This is a genomic window from Kitasatospora sp. NPDC023118, from assembly GCF_055560875.1.
Genome location: NZ_JBVHHW010000011.1, coordinates 33,397 through 50,292, shown reverse-complemented (window position 1 = coordinate 50,292; position 16,896 = coordinate 33,397). Strand labels below are relative to the sequence as shown.

Below are 16,896 nucleotides of genomic sequence, written 5' to 3'. Positions count from 1 at the left end.
GACGGGCCGTGTGCCGGACCTGGAGAATGCCGTAGGGTCCGGTGCGGTCGTGCCGGTTGCTCCGGGTTGTCGTTGTTTCAGATGGTGCGCCGTCCTCACGGGCGGGGCCCGGGCCGGGGTGCCGCAGCGCGCCGGAAGGACTTTGGCCGCAGCGCTTCGGCGCGGCGGCCGCGTGTGGTTGAGGGGCGGGTCGGTGCAGGCCCGGCCCGTGCGGATGGGCGCTGCGGTCGGTGATCGCGTCGCCAAGGGGCGCGGCAGCGGCCTGGAAGGAGCTTTGACAATGACCGATGGCGGCCACGTCCCGGGTGAGGGACTGCCGGAGCACCTGCACGCCGGGCCCGACCCGCTCGGCGGACCGGAGGGCGTCGCGGGCGTTGCACCCCTGCAGGGCGTCGCGACGGACGGCGGAGTGATCCCCGACCCGGCGGCCCCGGTCGGCGGCCCGCCCGGCGCGGTGCCTTTCGGCGCGGCCGTCATCCCGCCGCAGGCCCAGCCCGACTACACCGTGCCCGGCATGCCGTCCCCGGCCGTCCCGGGCGAGGGCTGGACCGTCGACCAGGGCGCCGCGCGCCCGGCCTTCCACTTCGTCGACCAGCCGGACGGGCTGGACGACGAGGACGACGTGCTGCTGATGCCCGGTCCGCAGGGCTCCTGGGGCGCTGAGCAGGCGCCGTTCGCGCCGCAGCCGGACGGCACCCCGGTCGAGCCGTCCTGGCCGCCGGTGGACCCGCCGGTGCTCGGCGCCGAGCACGCCCAGCAGCAGCCCGTCCAGGCCGGCCCGGCGCAGCCGCAGGCCCAGCAGTCCGTGACGCAGGCTCAGCCGCCGCGCCGCCCGCTGCACGCCGGCCCGCCGATTCCGGACCCGTCGCTGATGACCGGCCAGGTGCCGGTCCGTTCGCTGGCCGACCGCGGCCCGTCGCAGGGCGGCACGCCCGCGCACGGCATCCCGGTCGTCGGCCGCCCGCCGATGGGCGAGGCCGTCGCGCCGGTTCCGGGTGTCCCGCCGCAGGGCGTGCCGCAGGCCGTGCCGCTGGCGCCCGCCGCGCCGATGCCTCCGACGGCTTCCACGGTCGAGGGCGTGCCGGAGTTTCAGCAGGCGCCGCAGGGCCAGGGCTTCCAGCAGGTGCCGCTGGCCGGGCAGCCGATCGAGGGCCTGATGACCGTCGAGACGGTCGGGGCGATCGAGGTGGTCGAGGTCGTCGGGTCTCCCGAGGCCGCCCAGGCCGTACCGGCGCCCGAGGCCGCCCAGGTGGTGGCGACCCCGGAGGCCGCACAGGCCCAGGCCGTCGTGGTCGAGCCGGTTCCGGCGGAGGGCGTCGCCCAGCCGGTGGCCGAGGCCGTCGCAGTCGAGTCCGCCGCCGTCGAGTCCGCCGCCGTCGAGACCGTCCTCGTCGAGGCCGCCGCCGCTGAGGCGATCGCCGTCGAGAGCGCCGCCGTCGAGGCTGTTGTCGTTGGGACCGTTGCCGTTGAGGGCGTTGCCGCCGAGGGTGGCGTCGAGGCCGTCGCGACCGCCGAGCAGGCGGAGGCCGCCGCCCCGGCGGGTCAGCCGCGCCGGATCTCCGCCTTCCTCGCCGCGCCGACCCCGCACGGCCTGCCCAAGGTCGAGGCCGTCCAGCAGGCCCCGGTGGCCGGGGAGGCGGCGCAGCAGCAGCCCGCTCCCATAGCGGCCGCCGACGCACCGCAGGCCGTCGAGGTGGTGCAGGAAGCCCAGGCGGCCCAGGAGGCCGAGCAGGGCGCCGAGGCCGCGCCGCAGGCCGTCGCCGAGCCGGTCGCCGAGACCGCCGTCGGCACCGGTGAGATGCCCTCCGGCCAGCCCGTCGAGCAGACCACCGGGCAGCCGGCCGAGCAGCCCGCCGCCGAGGGCGAGCAGCCGCAGCCGGAGGCCGCCCAGGCCGGGCAGCCCGCCGAGGCCCCGGCCGGGCCGGTCGCCGAGCAGGCGGAGCAGGCCGTCGAGGCCGCCGCTGAGCCCGCTGTCGAGCAGGCCGCCGCTGAGCAGGCCGTCGAGCAGCCCGTCGAGGCGCAGGCCCCGCCGGCCGCCGAACCCGTCGCGCCGGAGTCCGCCGAGCAGCAGCCTGCCGCCGAGGCCGCGGAGTCCGCCGAGCAGCCGGTCGCCGAGCAGGCGGACGCGCAGCCCGCCGAGGCCCCGGCCGCCGAGCAGCCGCAGGCCGGGCCGACTGCCGAGCAGCCCGAGCAGCCTGTCGGAGCCGTCACGCCCGAGGCCGCCCAGGAGGTGGCCCCGGCCGCCGGGCCGACCGCGGAGCAGCCCGCCGAGGCCCCCGCCGCCGAGGAGCAGCCCGCCGCCGACGCCCCGGCCGCCGAGCAGCCGCAGGCCGAGCCGACGGCGGAGCAGCCCGAGCAGCCCGTCGGAGCCGTCACGCCCGAAGCCGCCCAGGAGGTGGCCCCGGCCGCCGAGCCCGCCGAGCCGCGCGGCCCGGCCGCCCCCGGTTACGACGAGGCCGGCCGCGACGCCGTGCACCAGGTGATCCGCGAGCGCCGCGACATCCGCAACGGCTTCCGCCCGGACCCGATCCCGCACGAGGTGCTGATCCGCGTCCTGGAGGCCGCCCACACCGCTCCCAGCGTCGGCTACTCGCAGCCCTGGGACTTCGTGGTGATCCGCTCGGCCAAGACCCGCCGGCGGATGCACGCCCTGGCCGAGCGCCAGCGCGAGGCGTACGCGGACTCGCTGCCCAAGGGCCGCGCCAAGCAGTTCCGCGAGATCAAGATCGAGGCCATCCTCGACACCCCGGTCAACATCGTGGTCACCGCCGACCGCACCCGCGGCGGCCGGCACACCCTGGGCCGGCACACCCAGCCGCAGATGGCCCCGTACTCGGCCGCCCTGGCCGTCGAGAACCTCTGGCTGGCCGCCCGCGCCGAGGGCCTGGGCGTCGGCTGGGTGAGCTTCTTCGACGACGAGGAGCTGGTCCGCGAGCTCGGCCTGCCCGAGCACCTGGAGGTCGTCGCCTACCTGTGCGTCGGCTTCGTCGACTCGTTCCCGGACGAGCCCGAACTGGAGCAGCAGGGCTGGGCCAAGAAGCGCCCGCTGTCCTGGGTGGTCCACGAGGAGCAGTACGGCAACCGCGCGCTGCCCGGCGAGGAGCCGCAGAGCCTGCTGGCCGACACCCTGCGCGGCATCCGCCCGCTGGACGCCAAGGCGCTCGGCGAGGCCTGGGACCTGCAGAAGCGGATGACCAAGCCGGCCGGCTCGCTCGGCATGCTGGAGATCATCTCTGCCCAGCTGTGCGGCCTGTCCCGCAAGTGCCCGCCGCCGATCCCGGAGCCCGCCTGCGTGGCGATCTTCGCGGGCGACCACGGAGTGCACGCCCAGGGCGTCAGCCCCTGGCCGCAGGAGGTGACCGCCCAGATGGTCGGCAACTTCCTGGCCGGGGGAGCGGTGATCAACTCCTTCGCCAAGCAGATCGGCACCGAGGTCTGCGTGGTGGACGTCGGCGTGGCCGCCGAGCTGCCGGACGCCGTCCAGCAGGGCCGCGCCACCGGCCTGCTGCCGCGCAAGGTCCGTCCCGGCACCGGCGACATGACCCAGGGCCCGGCGATGACCCGCGAGGAGGCCCTGAAGGCGATCGAGGTCGGCATCGAGACCGCCCGCGACCTGGTCGCGGCGGGCAACAAGGCGCTGGTCACCGGCGACATGGGCATCGCCAACACCACCGCCTCGGCCGCCCTGATCTCGGTGTTCACCGGCCTGGACCCGGCCGAGGTCACCGGCCGCGGCACCGGCATCGACGACGACACCCACGCGCACAAGATCGAGGTCATCCGCGCCGCGCTGGCCCTGCACCAGCCCGACCCGAACGACCCGATCGGCGTCCTCGCCGCCGTCGGCGGCCTGGAGCACGCGGCCATCGCCGGCTTCCTGCTGGGTGCCGCCTCGCTGCGCACCCCGGTGGTGCTGGACGGCGTCATCGCCGGTTCGGCGGCACTGGTCGCCAAGGCGATCGCCCCCGAGGTACTGGCCGCCTGCATCGCCGGCCACCGCTCCGCCGAGCCCGGCCACCAGGCCGCGCTGGCGAAGCTGGGCCTGCGTCCGCTGATCGACCTCGACCTGCGGCTCGGCGAGGGCACCGGTGCCCTGCTGGCCCTGCCGCTGGTGCAGAGTGCGGCCCGCGCGATGCACGATGTAGCCACCTTCGACTCCGCCGGGGTCACCGAGAAGGCCTGACGCACCCCGTCACCACTCCGCGGACCGGCCCGAGGGCGCGCCGGCCCGCGGAGCGGCGTACCGCCGTACCGTTCACGACACCCTCACCCCCGATCAGGAGCACCGCCGATGACCGCGCCCACCCCGCACCCCAGCACCGAGGGCCGCACCCCGTACCCGGTCGGCCTGCTGCTGGCCGGCCGCCGCGTCGTCGTGGTCGGCGGCGGCCAGGTCGCGCAGCGGCGGCTGCCGGCCCTGATCGCCTCCGGCGCGGAACTGCACCTGATATCCCCGGCCACCACCCCGGCCGTCCAGGCCATGGCCGACGCGGGCGAGCTGACCTGGCACGCCCGCCCGTACCAGGACGGCGACCTGGCCGGGGCCTGGTATGCCCTGGTCGCCACCGACGACCCGGCAGTCAACGCGGTGGTCAGCGCCGAGGCCGAGCGGGAGCGGGTGTTCTGCTCCCGCAGCGACGACGCCTCCGCCGCCACCGCCTGGACCCCGGCCAGCGGCCGCGACGCGGGCGCCACCGTCGCGGTCCTCACCGGCGACCCGCGGCACTCCGCCGCCCTGCGCGACGCCATCGTCGGCGGCCTGCGGGACGGCTCGCTGGCCTCCCGCCAGTACCGCTCGCACGGCGCGGGCGTCGCCCTGGTCGGCGGCGGCCCGGGCGACCCGGACCTGATCACCGTGCGCGGCCGCCGACTGCTCGCCGACGCCGACGTGGTGGTCGCCGACCGCCTCGCCCCGCGCGAGCTGCTCGCCGAACTGCCCGAGGACGTCGAGGTGATCGACGCCTCGAAGATCCCGTACGGCCGCCAGATGGCCCAGGATGCGATCAACCGGGCGCTGATCGAGCACGCCAGGGCCGGGAAGTTCGTGGTCCGGCTCAAGGGCGGTGACCCGTACGTCTTCGGCCGCGGCGGCGAGGAACTGCTGGCCTGCGCCGAGGCGGGCATCCCGGTCACCGTGGTGCCCGGGATCTCCAGCTCGATCAGCGTGCCGGAGACGGCCGGCATCCCAGTCACCCACCGCGGGCTGACCCAGGAGTTCACCGTGATCTCCGGCCACGTCGGCCCGGACGACCCGCGCTCGGTCACCAACTGGGAGGCCGTCGCGGGGATGAGCGGCACCCTGGTGCTGCTGATGGCGGTGGACAAGATCGGCGCGATCGCCGCCAAGCTGGTCGAGCACGGCCGCCAGGCCGACACCCCGGTCGCGATCGTCCAGGAGGGCACCACCGCCGCCCAGCGCCGGGTGGACGCCACCCTGAGCACCGTCGCCGCGGTTGTCGAGGCCGAGGGGGTCAAGCCCCCGGCGGTGATCGTCATCGGCGACGTGGTGAACGTCCTGGCCGCCGCCTTCCAGCGCTAGGGACGCTTGCGGGCGGTGCGCGGAGTGGGAAGTCGGCCGGTCGACCCTGCTGGCGAAGAGTCGCCGGTCCGACTTCCTACTCCAGCGACTGTTCCGTCCAGATGACCTTCCCGGTCGTGGTGTAGCGCGTCCCCCAGCGGTCCGCGAACTGCGCGACCAGGAACAGTCCGCGCCCGCCCTCGTCCTCGGTCGCCGCGTACCGCAGGTGCGGCGAGGTGCTGCTGCCGTCCGACACCTCGCAGATCAGCGCCCGGCCGCGCAGCAGCCGCACCCTGATCGGCCCGGAGCCGTACCGGATCGCGTTGGTCACCAGCTCGCTGAGGATCAGCTCGGTGACGAACGCGGCCTCGTCCAGCCCCCAGTCCGACAGCCGAGCCGCCACCTGCGCCCGGACCGTCCGCACCGCCGCCGGGTCGGCGGGCACGTCCCACTGCGCCACCTGGTCCGGGGTCAGCACCCTGGTCCGCGCCACCAGCAGCGCGATGTCGTCCTGCGGGTGCGCCGGCAGCATCGCCCCCAGCACGTCCGAGCAGGTCTGCTCAGGCGTGCGCGGCGGCCCGCTGAGCGCGGTCCGCAGCAGCGCCAGCCCCTCGTCGATGTCCCGCTCGCGGTCCTCCACCAGACCGTCGGTGTAGAGCACCAGTCGGCTGCCGTCGGCGAGGTCCAGCTCGACGGTCTCGAACGGCAGCACCGCCAGTCCCAGCGGCGGCCCGGTCGGCAGCTCCGGGAACACCACGCCGCCCTGCGGGTCCACCACGGCCGGCGGTGGATGCCCGGCGCTGGCCAGCGCGCAGCGCCGGGACACCGGGTCGTAGATCGCGTACAGGCAGGTCGCCCCGGCCAGCCCCGAGCCCTCGCTGAACGCCGCCTCGTCCTGGTCGATCCGGGTCACCAGCTCGTCCAGGTGCCCGAGCAGCTCGTCCGGCGGCAGGTCCAGGGTCGAGAAGTTGTGGATCGCGGTGCGCAGCCGCCCCATCGTCGCCGCCGCGTGCAGTCCGTGGCCGACCACGTCGCCGACCACCAGCGCCACCCGCATGCCCGGCAGTGGGATCACGTCGAACCAGTCCCCGCCCACCCCGGCCTGGGCCGGCAGGTAGCGGTGCGCCACCTCCAGCGCGTTCTGCACCGGCAGATTGCGGGGCAGCAGGCTGTGCTGCAGGGTCACCGCCATCGCGTGCTCACGGGTGTAGCGCCGGGCGTTGTCGATGCACACCGCCGCGTTCGACACCAGCTCCTCGGCCAGCGCCAGGTCCTCCGGCTCGAACGGCTCCGGCCGCTCCGACCGCCAGAACCGGGCCACCCCCAGCAGCACCCCGCGCGCCCGCAGCGGCACCCGCACCAGCGAGTGCACCCCGTACGCCAACGCCTGCTCCGAGCGCTCCGGGTCCTGCTCCCGCCAGCCGTGCGCCTCGGCCAGCCGCGGTTCCAGGCTGGGCTCCCCGCTGTGCAGCGCCCCGGCCAGCGGGGTGGTGGGCACCACGTCCAGCAGGGTGCCCACCGGGTAGAACGGCGCTTCGCTGCTGATTCCGGCGACGGCGGTGCGCCGCATCCGGCCCAGCGAGGCGCCCGGCGGCGGCTCCTCGCCGGCCGGCACCTGCTCGGCGAGGTCCACCGTGACGAAGTCCGCGAACCGGGGCACCGCGACCTGCGCCAGCTCCTCCGCGGTCCGGGTCACGTCCAGCGAACTGCCGACCGTCATCCCGGCGTCGAACAGCAGCCGCAGCCGCCGCTGCGCGCCCTCGGCCCGACCGGTCAGTGCCAGCAGCTCGGTGGAGTCGCGCAGCGTGGCGACGCAGCCGGCCGGGCCGCCGGCCTGGTCGGTCAGCCGTACGTTCACCGCGAGCAGCCGCTCCCCGGCCATCACCACCTCGTCGGTCACCGGGCGGTTGGCGATCAGCAGCTCCAGCGGGGCGGGTTCCAGGCCCAGACCGGTCACCGGGCGGCCCTCGGCGTCCGGCGGCAGGTCCAGCAGCCGACGCGCCTCGTCGTTGCAGAGCAGCAGCTGCCCGTCCCCGCCGACGATCATCACGCCCTCGCGCACCGCGTGCAGCACCGCCGCGTGGTGCTCGTACATCCGGGTCATCTCGGCCGGGCCCAGCCCGTGCGTCTGCCGCCGCAGCCGTCGGCTGATCAGCGCCGTGCCCAGGGTGGCCAGCCCGATCGCGCCGGCCGCCGAGCCCAGCACCACCGGCAGCTGGCGCTCGATCGCGGTGGAGACGTTGCTCAACGTGACGCCCGCCGAGACCAGCCCGACCACCGAGCCGCCCGGCGCGTACACCGGGACCACCGACTGGACCAGTGGGCCGAGCGTGCCGGTCAGATGCTCGGTCACCACCTGGCCGTGCAACGCGGGCTCGTAGGTGCCGACGAACTTCTGGCCGATCCGGGCCGGGTCGGGGTGGGTGTAGCGGATGCCCTGGTCGTTCATCACCACGATGAAGTCCACGCCCGAGGAGATCCGCGCGGCCTGCGCCTTCGGCTGCAGGATCGCGGTCGGGTCGGGGGAGCGCAGCGCGTCCACGATGTCCGGCGAGTGGGCGAAGGCCTGCGCGACCGCCACCGACCGGTCGCGGGCCTCGTGGTCGGCGTCGGTCTGGGACTGCACCACCAGCGCCACCACGGCCCCTGCCACCAGCAGCAGCACGATCAGGACCTGCAGTGCGAACACCTGCCCGGCCACAGACCGGTGTCGTACCGGTTTCGACCGCTTCGCGCGGGGCAGCTGCTGCCGACCGTGTGGGCGCCCACCGAAGGAGCCGGCGTCGCCAGTGGCACCAGAGGCCGACGGAGCCCAGGATCGGCCCGGATTTCGGGCCATACGGTCATATTTACACCCCGTGTAGCCCGGGACCACCCCGTCCCTTCGGCCGTTTGGCCTTCCCCGCCCCGGCTTGGCAAGATCGCAGGGTGTCCGAACCCAGCACCATCACCGACCCCGCCGACCCCCGCCTCGCCGACTACACCGGCCTCACCGACGTCGAACTGCGCCGCCGCCGCGAACCCGCCGAGGGCCTGTTCATCGCCGAGGGGGAGAAGGTCATCCGCCGCGCCCTCGCGGCCGGCTACCGGATGCGGTCGATGCTGCTCACCGCCAAGTGGTTGGACGTGATGGCCGACGTCATCGCCGAGGCCGACGCCCCCGTCCACGTGGTCGAGCCCGCGCTCGCCGAAGCCGTCACCGGCTATCACGTCCACCGCGGCGCACTCGCCTCGATGGAGCGCAAGCCCCTCCCGGACGCCGCCGACCTGCTCGCCGGGGCCCGCCGGGTCGCCGTGCTGGAAGGCCTGGTCGACCACACCAACCTCGGCGCGGTGTTGCCCTTGGGTCTACAAGAACGCGCGGTTCAGCGCGTCGCGGTCTTCGAGGACATCGTCGACCACGCCAACATGGGGGCCGCCTTCAGGAACGCCGCGGCCCTCGGCGTCGACGCCGTACTGCTCACCCCGCGCTGTGCCGATCCCCTCTACCGCCGGTCCGTGAAGGTGTCGATGGGCGCCGTCTTCCAGGTGCCATGGACTCGTCTGGAGGCTTGGCCGAAGGACATCGAGATCCTGCGTTCCGCAGGCTTCACGGTCACGGCACTGTGCCTGAGCGACCAGGCGATCACCCTCGATGAACTCGCTTCGCGGAACGACGAGAAGCTCGCCCTGGTTTTCGGCACGGAGGGCACCGGCCTCGCCGCCACGACACTCGCTTCGGTCGACGAGCATGTCCGCATCCCGATGGATGCCGGTGTCGACTCGCTCAACGTCGCAGCGGCCTCGGCGGTGGCCTTCTACGCGACCCGCCCGCGACGTGAGCTGGTCCGGTAGATCACTCAGGGCAACTCCTGGGCCTCCTCGTCCTTCTCCAGCCCGGCGGATCACCAGTACTGCAGTGCCGTGGCGCAGGGCCCGGCGCTTCCTCTTCGGCCACGAAGGCGAGCAGGCAGCTGCCCGCCTTCGGGAACTGCTGGAACGTCGACCGGGCCCGAGCCGTCTGATCAGGCAACTCGGAGGCGTTGGCGAGACTGAGCCTTTCCGGGCAAGGTGACGGTTGTTTCGTGTATCCGCCGGGCAGCGGTCGATCGTGTTCGAGATGGAGCAGGACGAGGGCCGCTTTCGCGATCGCGCCGATGCGCGTCGGGCTCAGGCTGACTCTCGGAGCGCGGCGAAGGTCTCCTTGCAGGGGTATTGGCACGCTTGCACACGCCGTGCACGGTCCGATTCGCGCGTAGTCGATGCCGTCGGCGGTCTTCACAGTCGACGGAGCGGCCCTGCCCGTCAGTCGATCGCAGGGCGCGGCGTACGGTACATGCCGATGCCGTCAGGGGCGGTGTCGGCGAACCCGAACTTGCGGTACAGGTGGTGGGCGTCACCGTCGGCGATGAGCGAAACCCAGGCGCTGGCAGGCGCCCGGCGGTCCAGTTCGTCGGAAAGTGCCCGCATGATGAGGTGGCCCAACCCGCGGCCCTGGTGTTCGGGTAGGACGCATTTGTCGACGAACTGCAGGTGGCAGCCGCCGTCGCCGACGATCCGGCCCATGCCCACGGGCTGCCCGGCGTGGGTGACGACCACTCCGTGCCAGGTGTTGTCCAGACCGATCGCGGCGGCCTCGGGCTCCTTGTCGAGTAGCCCGGCGCTTGTGCGCAGCATTCGGTAGTCCTGCACGCTCGGCACGCCGATGGATATTTCGTAGGGCTTGGAGCTCACGTCGATCATGGTCGTGTCCTTGTTCCGAGCGGCCCCCGTGCATGGGGTGGTTTCGTCATCAGGGCGCCTTTCGTCATTGGTCGATCAGGGCGGTGCCGTGATCGCTGTATCGGGCCCCTTGGGCCCCGGCGTCGGGGACGGCGGCGTCGATGGCGTCGAGGTCGGTGGGGGCCAGGCGCAGGTCGAGGGCGGCCAGGTTGTCGCGCAGGTGGGGGCGGCGGGAGCTGCCAGGGATGGGGATGACGTCGTTGCCGCGGGTGAGGAGCCAGGCGAGGGCGATCTGGGCGGGGGTGGCGTGCTTGGCGGTGGCGAGGTGGGTGATGGCGTCGACGATGGCCAGGTTGGCCTTGAGGTCGTCGCCCTTGTAGCGGGGCGCGGTGGCGCGGAAGTCGCCGGGTTCGTAGCGCGTGGTGGCGCGGACGGCCCCGGTGAGCAGGCCGCGGCCGAGAGGGCTGTAGGCGATCAGGGTGGCGCCGAGACCACGGATCGTGGGCAGGATGTCGTCCTCTACGTGGCGTTCCCACAGCGAGTACTCGGTTTGGACGGCGCTGATCGGGTGGATGGCGTGGGCGCGGCGGAGGGTGGCGGCCGAGACTTCGGACAGGCCGATGTGGCACACCTTGCCTTGGGCGACCAGGTCGGCCAGGGCGCCGACGGACTCCTCGACGGGGACGGCGGGGTCGATGCGGGCGAGGTAGTACAGGTCGATGTGGTCGGTGCGCAGCCGGCGCAGCGAGGCTTCGCAGGCACGCCGCAGGTCGTTGGGGGATCCGGTGGGGGTCAGGCCTTCGGGGGTGCGGCGGACTCCGGTCTTGGTGGCCAGCACGGCGCGGTCGCGGTGCGGCGCGAGGGTCTGGCCGAGGAGTTCTTCGTTTGCTCCGTCGCCGTAGAAGTCGCCGGTGTCGAACATGGTGACGCCGGAGTCGAGGGCTTCGAGCAGGGTGGCCGCGGCCTCGTGCGGGTAGGCGGTGCCGTAGGTGCCAGTCATGCTCATGCAGCCGAGGCCGAGTCGGGAGACCGCTGGGCCGTCGGATCCAAGGGTGATGTGCATCGTTTCTCCGTCACTCTGCCAGGGCCGCGCGGAGGAATGCGAGGATCTCCGCCTGGGCGACCTCGGCCTGTGGTTCGACACCGGGCAAGGTGAGGAACGCGTGCTTCGCGCCCGGGTATTCGGAAAGCCGCACGGGCGTCCCGGCTGCGCGCAGCCGCTCGGCGTAGCGGCGGCCGTGATCAGCGACGGCGTCCTGGGTGGGCACTACCACGAGTGCCGGGGCCAGTGCGCTCAGGTCGTGCACGTACAGCGGCGAGAATTTGCCGGCGTCGGCTCCCTGCGGGACGGCGAGCCGCTGGATGAGCCGCAGCTGCGGCAGGGCCCGGGTCGGGCTGTATGCGTACTCGGCGATCGAGGGGTAGTCGAACATCGTCTCGGTCACGTCGGCCGCGGGGTTGACCAGCACCTGCGCCTTGAGGTCCAGGCCGGCCTTCCTGGCCCGGATGGCCGTCAGGGCGCTGATCAGCGCGCCGCAGCTCTCGCCGAAGACGGCCGTGCGCGCCGGGTCGATGCCCCACTGCGCGGCGTGCCGCACCATGTGCTGGAGCACGTCCCAGCCGTCGTCGGCGGCGTTCGTGAGCGGGCTGCCGGGGGCGAGGAGGCGGTGCTCGACCGAGACGACGAGCGCGGGCAGGTGGGCGGCGAGGTGGCTGTTGGTCCAGTCGCACTGCACCGCCGTGCCCACGAAGCCTCCTCCGTGGACATGGACCACGAGTGGCAGGTCGGTTCGGGCTGCGGCGTCGTCTCTCGTCAGGGCCGGCCGGTAGACGCGGATCGGTAGGTCGCGACCGGGCAGCGCGATCTCCCGCCAGACGATCGCGGCGCCGGCGTCCGGCTCTCCAAGGATCGCCCGGGCCGCGCTGGAGGCCCGAAAGCGGTTCTCCGCGTCGCAGTAGGCGATCAGTTCCTCGGTCGTGATCGCCTCGAAGTCCGGCTCCGGCGGCCGTCTCGCGATGGTGCTCTCGCTCATGTGTCCTTCTCCCCTCCCGGCCGGCTGCCGGGTGTGTCGTTGCGGTCGATCAGCGGGCTGCACTCATTATGCGCGCGGTGCGTGCATTGGCAAGTGCATAGGTTAGGCTGAGTTCGGACGAGAGGGGCGAGATGACTGGCCGCAGGCGATGGTCGACCGAGGAGATCCTGGACACGGCAGTAACGCTGCTGCGCACGAGCGACGCCGAGTCGTTCAGCGTGCGCAAACTCGCCGCCGCGCTCGGGACCGACTCCTCCAGCCTCTACCGGCACTTCCGCAACAAGACCGAACTGCTGCGCGCGGTCGCCGACCGGGTCCTGCTGGCCGCCGTGGACAGCCACCGCCCCGAGGGCGACTGGAAGCAGCGCATCACCGCCCTGGCCCTGCGCCTGCGCGAGGCCTTCGGCGAGCAGCCCCAACTCGCCGCAGTCTGGGGACGCTATGGCTCTGGTGGCACCGGATCCCGGTTGGTCATGGAGGAGGTGCTGCAGGCCCTGCGCACCTCCGGCCTGCCCGACCAACAGATACCGGCGCGCTACCACCGCATCGTGATCCTCCTCGCCGCGCTGATCTCCTCCGAGGCCGGCATCAGCACCATCACCCCTGAGGAATACGAACAAGGCATGGAGCAGTTCCGCGTCGCCGTGCTCGGCGCCGACCCCGAACGCTTCCCCGCACTGTCCCACTTCGCCCGCGACGTCCGCCCCCTCGGCGCAGACCGGCGCGCCGCGTTCGAAGAGATCCTCGCCGCCCAACTCGCCCACATCGAGGCTCAGATCCCCTGACGTGCACAATCGCAGCCCGTCGCTGCCAGGCCAGACTCCGGTCGGCACACGGGGCATCCGGGGCTGCCGGGCGCCAGTGCCCGTCCCGTCGCCGCTGTGCGGTCACAAAGCTGCAACGGGCTCAGTGTGTCTTTCCGGGCAGTAGCAGCTACATGCTGTGATCGATGCTCCGAATCCGGCTGTCCGGCCAAGCATCTGACGCCGCGTCACGAACTAATCGAAACCCCTGGCAGAAGTCGGTCTGCCAAGATCAGGCTCTACGGTCAGGGGTTTCGCGTGTCCAGTTGTCCCAGACGTGAGGCCTGTCGCAGAGCGTCCGTCGGAGCCAGCGGCGCACCGGAAGAGCGCATGATGGTCGGCGCCATCTTCCGCAGCGCCGCCGCCCTCGGCATGGACGCCGTCCTTCTCTCACCCGACTGCGCCGACCCGCTCTACCGCCGCGCCGTCAAGGTCTCCATGGGCGCCGTCTTCGCCGTCCCCTACGCCCGCCTCGACCCCTGGCCGGCCGCCCTCACCACCGTCCGCGAGGCCGGCTTCACCCTCCTCGCCCTCACCCCCGCCGACACCGCCGTCGATCTCGCCACCCTCGCCCCCCACACCCTCCCCAAAACCGCCCTCATGCTCGGCGCCGAAGGCGACGGCCTCACCCCTGACGCCATCGCCGCCGCCCACCACCCCGTCCGCATCCCCATGGCCCACGGCATCGACTCCCTCAACGTAGGCGCAGCCGCGGCCGTGGCCTTCTACGCCGTCACCACGCCCTGACCCCCTACCCCGCCGCACAGAAATTCGGCCCACCGACTCTGCTGGCGAAGTCGTTCAGCCGACTTTCCGTGCCCCGGAGCCGCGCGGGAAACGGGCCGCGCGGGAAACGGGCCGCGCCAACCCCGAGCGCTCCCGGCCGGTCGGCACCGAAAGTCGGCGGGACCGACTTTTCGCGCCCCCGCCCGTTATCTCAGCCCGTCGGGGCAGTCGGCGGGGCCGGGGCAGCGGCCGGGGGCGGGGGTGGGGTGGTGAGGCCGGTGCCGCCGGAGGCGCCGGCGCCGGGCCAGGATTCGTCGAGGGTGCCGTCGGCGCGGACGGTGTAGCGGGTGGAGGTGACCGCGCCGGTGGCGGTCACGCGTTCCTCGCGGACGACGGCGCTGCCGTCCAGGCGCCAGGTGGCCGTGGCCTGCGGGTCGGCCGTCGAGGTGCGGGAGGTGGCGGCGACCGGGTTGTCCCCGGTGAAGGTGTAGAGCTGGACGAGGTCGACCGGCGCCGACCCCTCTGCCCGCCGCAGCACGACGACCGCGGCCGGCTGGCCCTTGTACCGGGCCGGCAGCACCGTGCTCAGCGCGATCTGCGGCCCCGCCCCGGCCGAGTGCCCGTCCTTCAGCGCGACGGAGGCCCTGCCCGCCCCGTCGGGGTAGCTGCGGTTCGGCCAGTCCACCACCGGCCCGGGCCCCTGCGCGGGCGCCAGCGCGCCGTCCCCCGCACCACCCCGCGCCGCCGCCGGAAGCGGTGTTGCCGGAAGCGGCGTCGCCGGGGGCGGTGTCGCCGTGGTCTGCGGGGCGACGTCCATTGAGGTCCCGGGCACCGCCTGCTCGCCCCCGTGGCCTCCGGTGTTCGCCGTCGCCGTCTGCCCGACCGGCGGCCGCATCCCCTGGTTGCCGCGGTTCTCGCAGCCCTGCGCCACCGCGATGGCCAGCGCGACACCGATCGTCACGGTGACGAAGACCACCAGCCGCTGCCGCAGCAGCCGCTGCCGCGCGGCGCCGGGCCGCCCGCCGGGAGCCGGGGTGTGCTGCCGGTCCCGGGGTCGGGGCCGGGCCGGCGGCGGGGTCTGCGGTCGGGCCCGCAGCGGCCGGGTCACCGGTGTCGCCTCGGGCCGCTGGGGAGGTGCTGCCGGGCGTCGCGCCGAGGCTCCGGCCGCCTGCCCGCCAGGACGATCGGCGGCCGCGGCTCTGGCCCGCGCCGGAGCGGCCGGTTCGCACGAGCGCCCGGGCGCCGGGACACCCTGCCGGGCACCCTCGTGTGCAGGATCCTGCGCGGCGGCGGGCGGAGCGGCCGGGGTCCCTCGCCGGGCCCCGCGCCCGCCGCTACCGGCGGCAGCCGCGGCCGCACCGCGCGCCGCCAGTTCGCTGAGCCGATCGTGCAGCGCGGCCGCCCCGGGCCGTTCGGCGGGCTCCTTGGCCAGGCAGGCCCGGATCAGCGGGGCGAGCTGCGGGGGGACGGCCGACAGGTCGGGCTCCTCGTGGACGACCCGGTACAGCATCACCTCGGAGGAGGCGCCCGACCCGAACGGCGTGTCCCCGGTGAGCGCGTACGCGAGTGTCGCTCCGAAGGCGAAGACGTCGGTGGCCGGGGTGACGGCCGCGCCGCGCACCTGTTCGGGCGCGAGGAAGCCGGGGGAGCCGACCGCGGTGCCGACGTGGGTGAGGGTGCTGGCGCCGCGCGACCAGGCGATGCCGAAGTCGATGATCCGCGGGCCGCGCGGGGAGAGCAGGATGTTGGACGGCTTGAGGTCGCGGTGGACGACACCGGCCTCGTGCACCTTGACCAGGCCGTCGGCGAGCGCCGCCCCGATCCGGGCGGCCTCGGGCCAGCTCAGCGGCCCTTCGTCGCCGACCTGCTTGTAGAGCGAGGGCCCGGGCACGTACGCGGTGGCGAGCCAGGGCCGGTCGGCCTCGATGTCGGAGCCGACGACCCGGGCGGTGCAGCCGCCCCGGATCCGGGAGGCGGCGGCGATCTCGCGTGCGAAGCGGGTACGGAACTCCTGGTCCTCGGCGAGCTCGGCGCGGATCAGTTTGAGGGCGACGCGCTGCCCCCGGCGGTCGGAGCCGAGGTAGACCACGCCCATGCCGCCGGCCCCCAGTCGCCGGTGCAGGCGGTACGGCCCGACGATGCGGGGGTCCTCACGCCTCAGCCGCATCATCGCCATGTCTCGTTCCCCATCAGCCTGTGGGTGAGGCCCCGTCGGTTGGGGCATCGTCAGTTCCTGTCTGGCACAGCTTACGGACTGCCCGCTGCGGTGTGCTGATACGCAACACCTCAAGCCACCGTGCGATTGTCGGATCTTGCACTGAGCTGCAGGTCACAGGGGTGCCGAATCGTCTCTCGGGGTTGCCCCTCAGGGTTCCCCCGGGGGCGGCGAAAGCCCTGTCTCCCCCTCCGGTAGTACGCCTTGAGTCTGAGCGTCATCCTCCGGGATGCCCGAGGAACAGTACGACGGCATGACGCCCGAAAGGCCCCCTGGCCAATAGCGTTGTGCTCAGCGGTGGACGGGCAGCTCGTCCCCCGAGGTAAGCCGTCCACCGCGCCAACTCGACCGGATCAGGAGCAGGGCCCATGGCATCGCAGCAGACGGGAACCCCCCGCCGCCGTCGGTCGGCCTTCATCCAGCCCCAGTCCGCCGAGCAGCCCACCCGGCACCCCGCCGTGGCGCTGGCCATGGCCCTGCCGTGTGCCGTGGTCCTGGTGCTGCTGTTCGGCGGGTGGGACCAAATGGCCAACCAGGCCGAAGCCGTGGCCAACCTGATCGGCCGCTGAGGAAAGCACACCAGAACGGGCACTGGTCCCCTGGGGACGGGGAGCAGTGCCGCCGGGGAGGCCGCGGCCGCGATGACACGCGGACGGGCGAGGAGCGGTCCGCAGAGCACCTCGGCAGGCGGAGATGCCGCGTACGGACGTCGGTGAGGGCGACCGTACGCGGCTCTTCTCTTCTCCCGCCGTCACCGGGCACGAAAGAGGCCGGGGCCGCGACCCTCACGGATCGCGGCCCCGGCCGTTACTGTGCGCGATACTGGGATTGAACCAGTGACCCCTACCGTGTCAAGGTAGTGCTCTCCCGCTGAGCTAATCGCGCCTGATGTGGCGGTCT

9 protein-coding genes, 1 tRNA gene and 2 pseudogenes are annotated in these 16,896 nt (G+C 73.7%); 6 read left to right on the top strand and 6 right to left on the bottom strand.

Going from position 1 to position 16,896, the window contains the following annotated elements:
• Positions 1 to 280: 280 nt before the first annotated feature.
• Complete coding sequence (cobT, locus tag ACZ3UD_RS16310) at positions 281 to 4,183, top strand: nicotinate-nucleotide--dimethylbenzimidazole phosphoribosyltransferase (RefSeq protein WP_465587093.1); 3,903 nt, start codon at positions 281 to 283, stop codon at positions 4,181 to 4,183.
• A 108-nt stretch (positions 4,184 to 4,291) separates the two neighbouring features.
• Positions 4,292 to 5,539: a uroporphyrinogen-III C-methyltransferase gene (cobA, locus tag ACZ3UD_RS16305; RefSeq protein WP_465587091.1), complete on the top strand. Its 1,248-nt coding sequence runs from the start codon at positions 4,292 to 4,294 to the stop codon at positions 5,537 to 5,539.
• 76 nt (positions 5,540 to 5,615) lie between these two features.
• Here the strand turns inward: cobA and ACZ3UD_RS16300 are convergent, their stop codons facing one another.
• Complete coding sequence (locus tag ACZ3UD_RS16300) at positions 5,616 to 8,357, bottom strand: SpoIIE family protein phosphatase (RefSeq protein WP_465587088.1); 2,742 nt, start codon at positions 8,355 to 8,357, stop codon at positions 5,616 to 5,618.
• Between the two features lie 89 nt (positions 8,358 to 8,446).
• Here ACZ3UD_RS16300 and ACZ3UD_RS16295 point away from each other — a divergent pair, with 89 nt between their 5' ends.
• On the top strand, positions 8,447 to 9,352 hold the full coding sequence (locus ACZ3UD_RS16295) for a TrmH family RNA methyltransferase (RefSeq protein ID WP_465587086.1): 906 nt from the start codon (positions 8,447 to 8,449) through the stop codon (positions 9,350 to 9,352).
• Between the two features lie 450 nt (positions 9,353 to 9,802).
• Here the strand turns inward: ACZ3UD_RS16295 and ACZ3UD_RS16290 are convergent, their stop codons facing one another.
• The 3 genes from ACZ3UD_RS16290 to ACZ3UD_RS16280 all read right to left on the bottom strand — a co-directional run bounded on the left by ACZ3UD_RS16290 (position 9,803) and on the right by ACZ3UD_RS16280 (position 12,252).
• Positions 9,803 to 10,240 carry a GNAT family N-acetyltransferase gene (locus tag ACZ3UD_RS16290; RefSeq protein WP_465587083.1) on the bottom strand — a complete coding sequence of 146 codons (438 nt, stop codon included), beginning with the start codon at positions 10,238 to 10,240 and terminating at the stop codon, positions 9,803 to 9,805.
• 64 nt (positions 10,241 to 10,304) lie between these two features.
• A complete protein-coding gene (locus ACZ3UD_RS16285; RefSeq protein WP_465587080.1) occupies positions 10,305 to 11,282 on the bottom strand; it encodes an aldo/keto reductase in 978 nt (325 codons plus the stop codon).
• Between the two features lie 10 nt (positions 11,283 to 11,292).
• Positions 11,293 to 12,252 carry an alpha/beta hydrolase gene (locus tag ACZ3UD_RS16280; protein WP_465587077.1) on the bottom strand — a complete coding sequence of 320 codons (960 nt, stop codon included), beginning with the start codon at positions 12,250 to 12,252 and terminating at the stop codon, positions 11,293 to 11,295.
• Between the two features lie 131 nt (positions 12,253 to 12,383).
• Here ACZ3UD_RS16280 and ACZ3UD_RS16275 point away from each other — a divergent pair, with 131 nt between their 5' ends.
• Both ACZ3UD_RS16275 and ACZ3UD_RS16270 read left to right on the top strand, forming a co-directional pair.
• Positions 12,384 to 13,037: a TetR/AcrR family transcriptional regulator gene (locus ACZ3UD_RS16275; RefSeq protein ID WP_465587074.1), complete on the top strand. Its 654-nt coding sequence runs from the start codon at positions 12,384 to 12,386 to the stop codon at positions 13,035 to 13,037.
• 354 nt (positions 13,038 to 13,391) lie between these two features.
• Positions 13,392 to 13,802 (top strand): annotated as a pseudogene (locus tag ACZ3UD_RS16270) (TrmH family RNA methyltransferase); the annotation flags it as partial.
• 922 nt (positions 13,803 to 14,724) lie between these two features.
• Here ACZ3UD_RS16270 and ACZ3UD_RS16265 read toward each other — a convergent pair.
• Positions 14,725 to 15,957 (bottom strand): annotated as a pseudogene (locus tag ACZ3UD_RS16265) (serine/threonine-protein kinase); the annotation flags it as partial.
• A gap of 407 nt (positions 15,958 to 16,364) precedes the next feature.
• On the opposite strand from ACZ3UD_RS16265, the gene ACZ3UD_RS16260 reads away from it, so the two are divergent.
• Positions 16,365 to 16,565, top strand: a complete 201-nt coding sequence (locus ACZ3UD_RS16260; protein ID WP_380612067.1) for a hypothetical protein — start codon at positions 16,365 to 16,367, stop codon at positions 16,563 to 16,565.
• Between the two features lie 244 nt (positions 16,566 to 16,809).
• Here ACZ3UD_RS16260 and ACZ3UD_RS16255 read toward each other — a convergent pair.
• Positions 16,810 to 16,881, bottom strand: a tRNA-Val gene (locus ACZ3UD_RS16255).
• Positions 16,882 to 16,896 lie beyond the last annotated feature (15 nt).

Excerpts from the sequence above, each read along its gene's own strand:
- ACZ3UD_RS16260 (WP_380612067.1), top strand. The coding sequence starts at position 16,365 with ATGGCATCGCAGCAGACGGGAACCCCCCGCCGCCGTCGGTCGGCCTTC.
- ACZ3UD_RS16280 (WP_465587077.1), bottom strand. The coding sequence starts at position 12,252 with ATGAGCGAGAGCACCATCGCGAGACGGCCGCCGGAGCCGGACTTCGAG.
- ACZ3UD_RS16275 (WP_465587074.1), top strand. The coding sequence starts at position 12,384 with ATGACTGGCCGCAGGCGATGGTCGACCGAGGAGATCCTGGACACGGCA.
- ACZ3UD_RS16290 (WP_465587083.1), bottom strand. The coding sequence starts at position 10,240 with ATGATCGACGTGAGCTCCAAGCCCTACGAAATATCCATCGGCGTGCCG.
- ACZ3UD_RS16285 (WP_465587080.1), bottom strand. The coding sequence starts at position 11,282 with ATGCACATCACCCTTGGATCCGACGGCCCAGCGGTCTCCCGACTCGGC.
- cobT (WP_465587093.1), top strand. The coding sequence starts at position 281 with ATGACCGATGGCGGCCACGTCCCGGGTGAGGGACTGCCGGAGCACCTG.
- cobA (WP_465587091.1), top strand. The coding sequence starts at position 4,292 with ATGACCGCGCCCACCCCGCACCCCAGCACCGAGGGCCGCACCCCGTAC.
- ACZ3UD_RS16300 (WP_465587088.1), bottom strand. The coding sequence starts at position 8,357 with ATGGCCCGAAATCCGGGCCGATCCTGGGCTCCGTCGGCCTCTGGTGCC.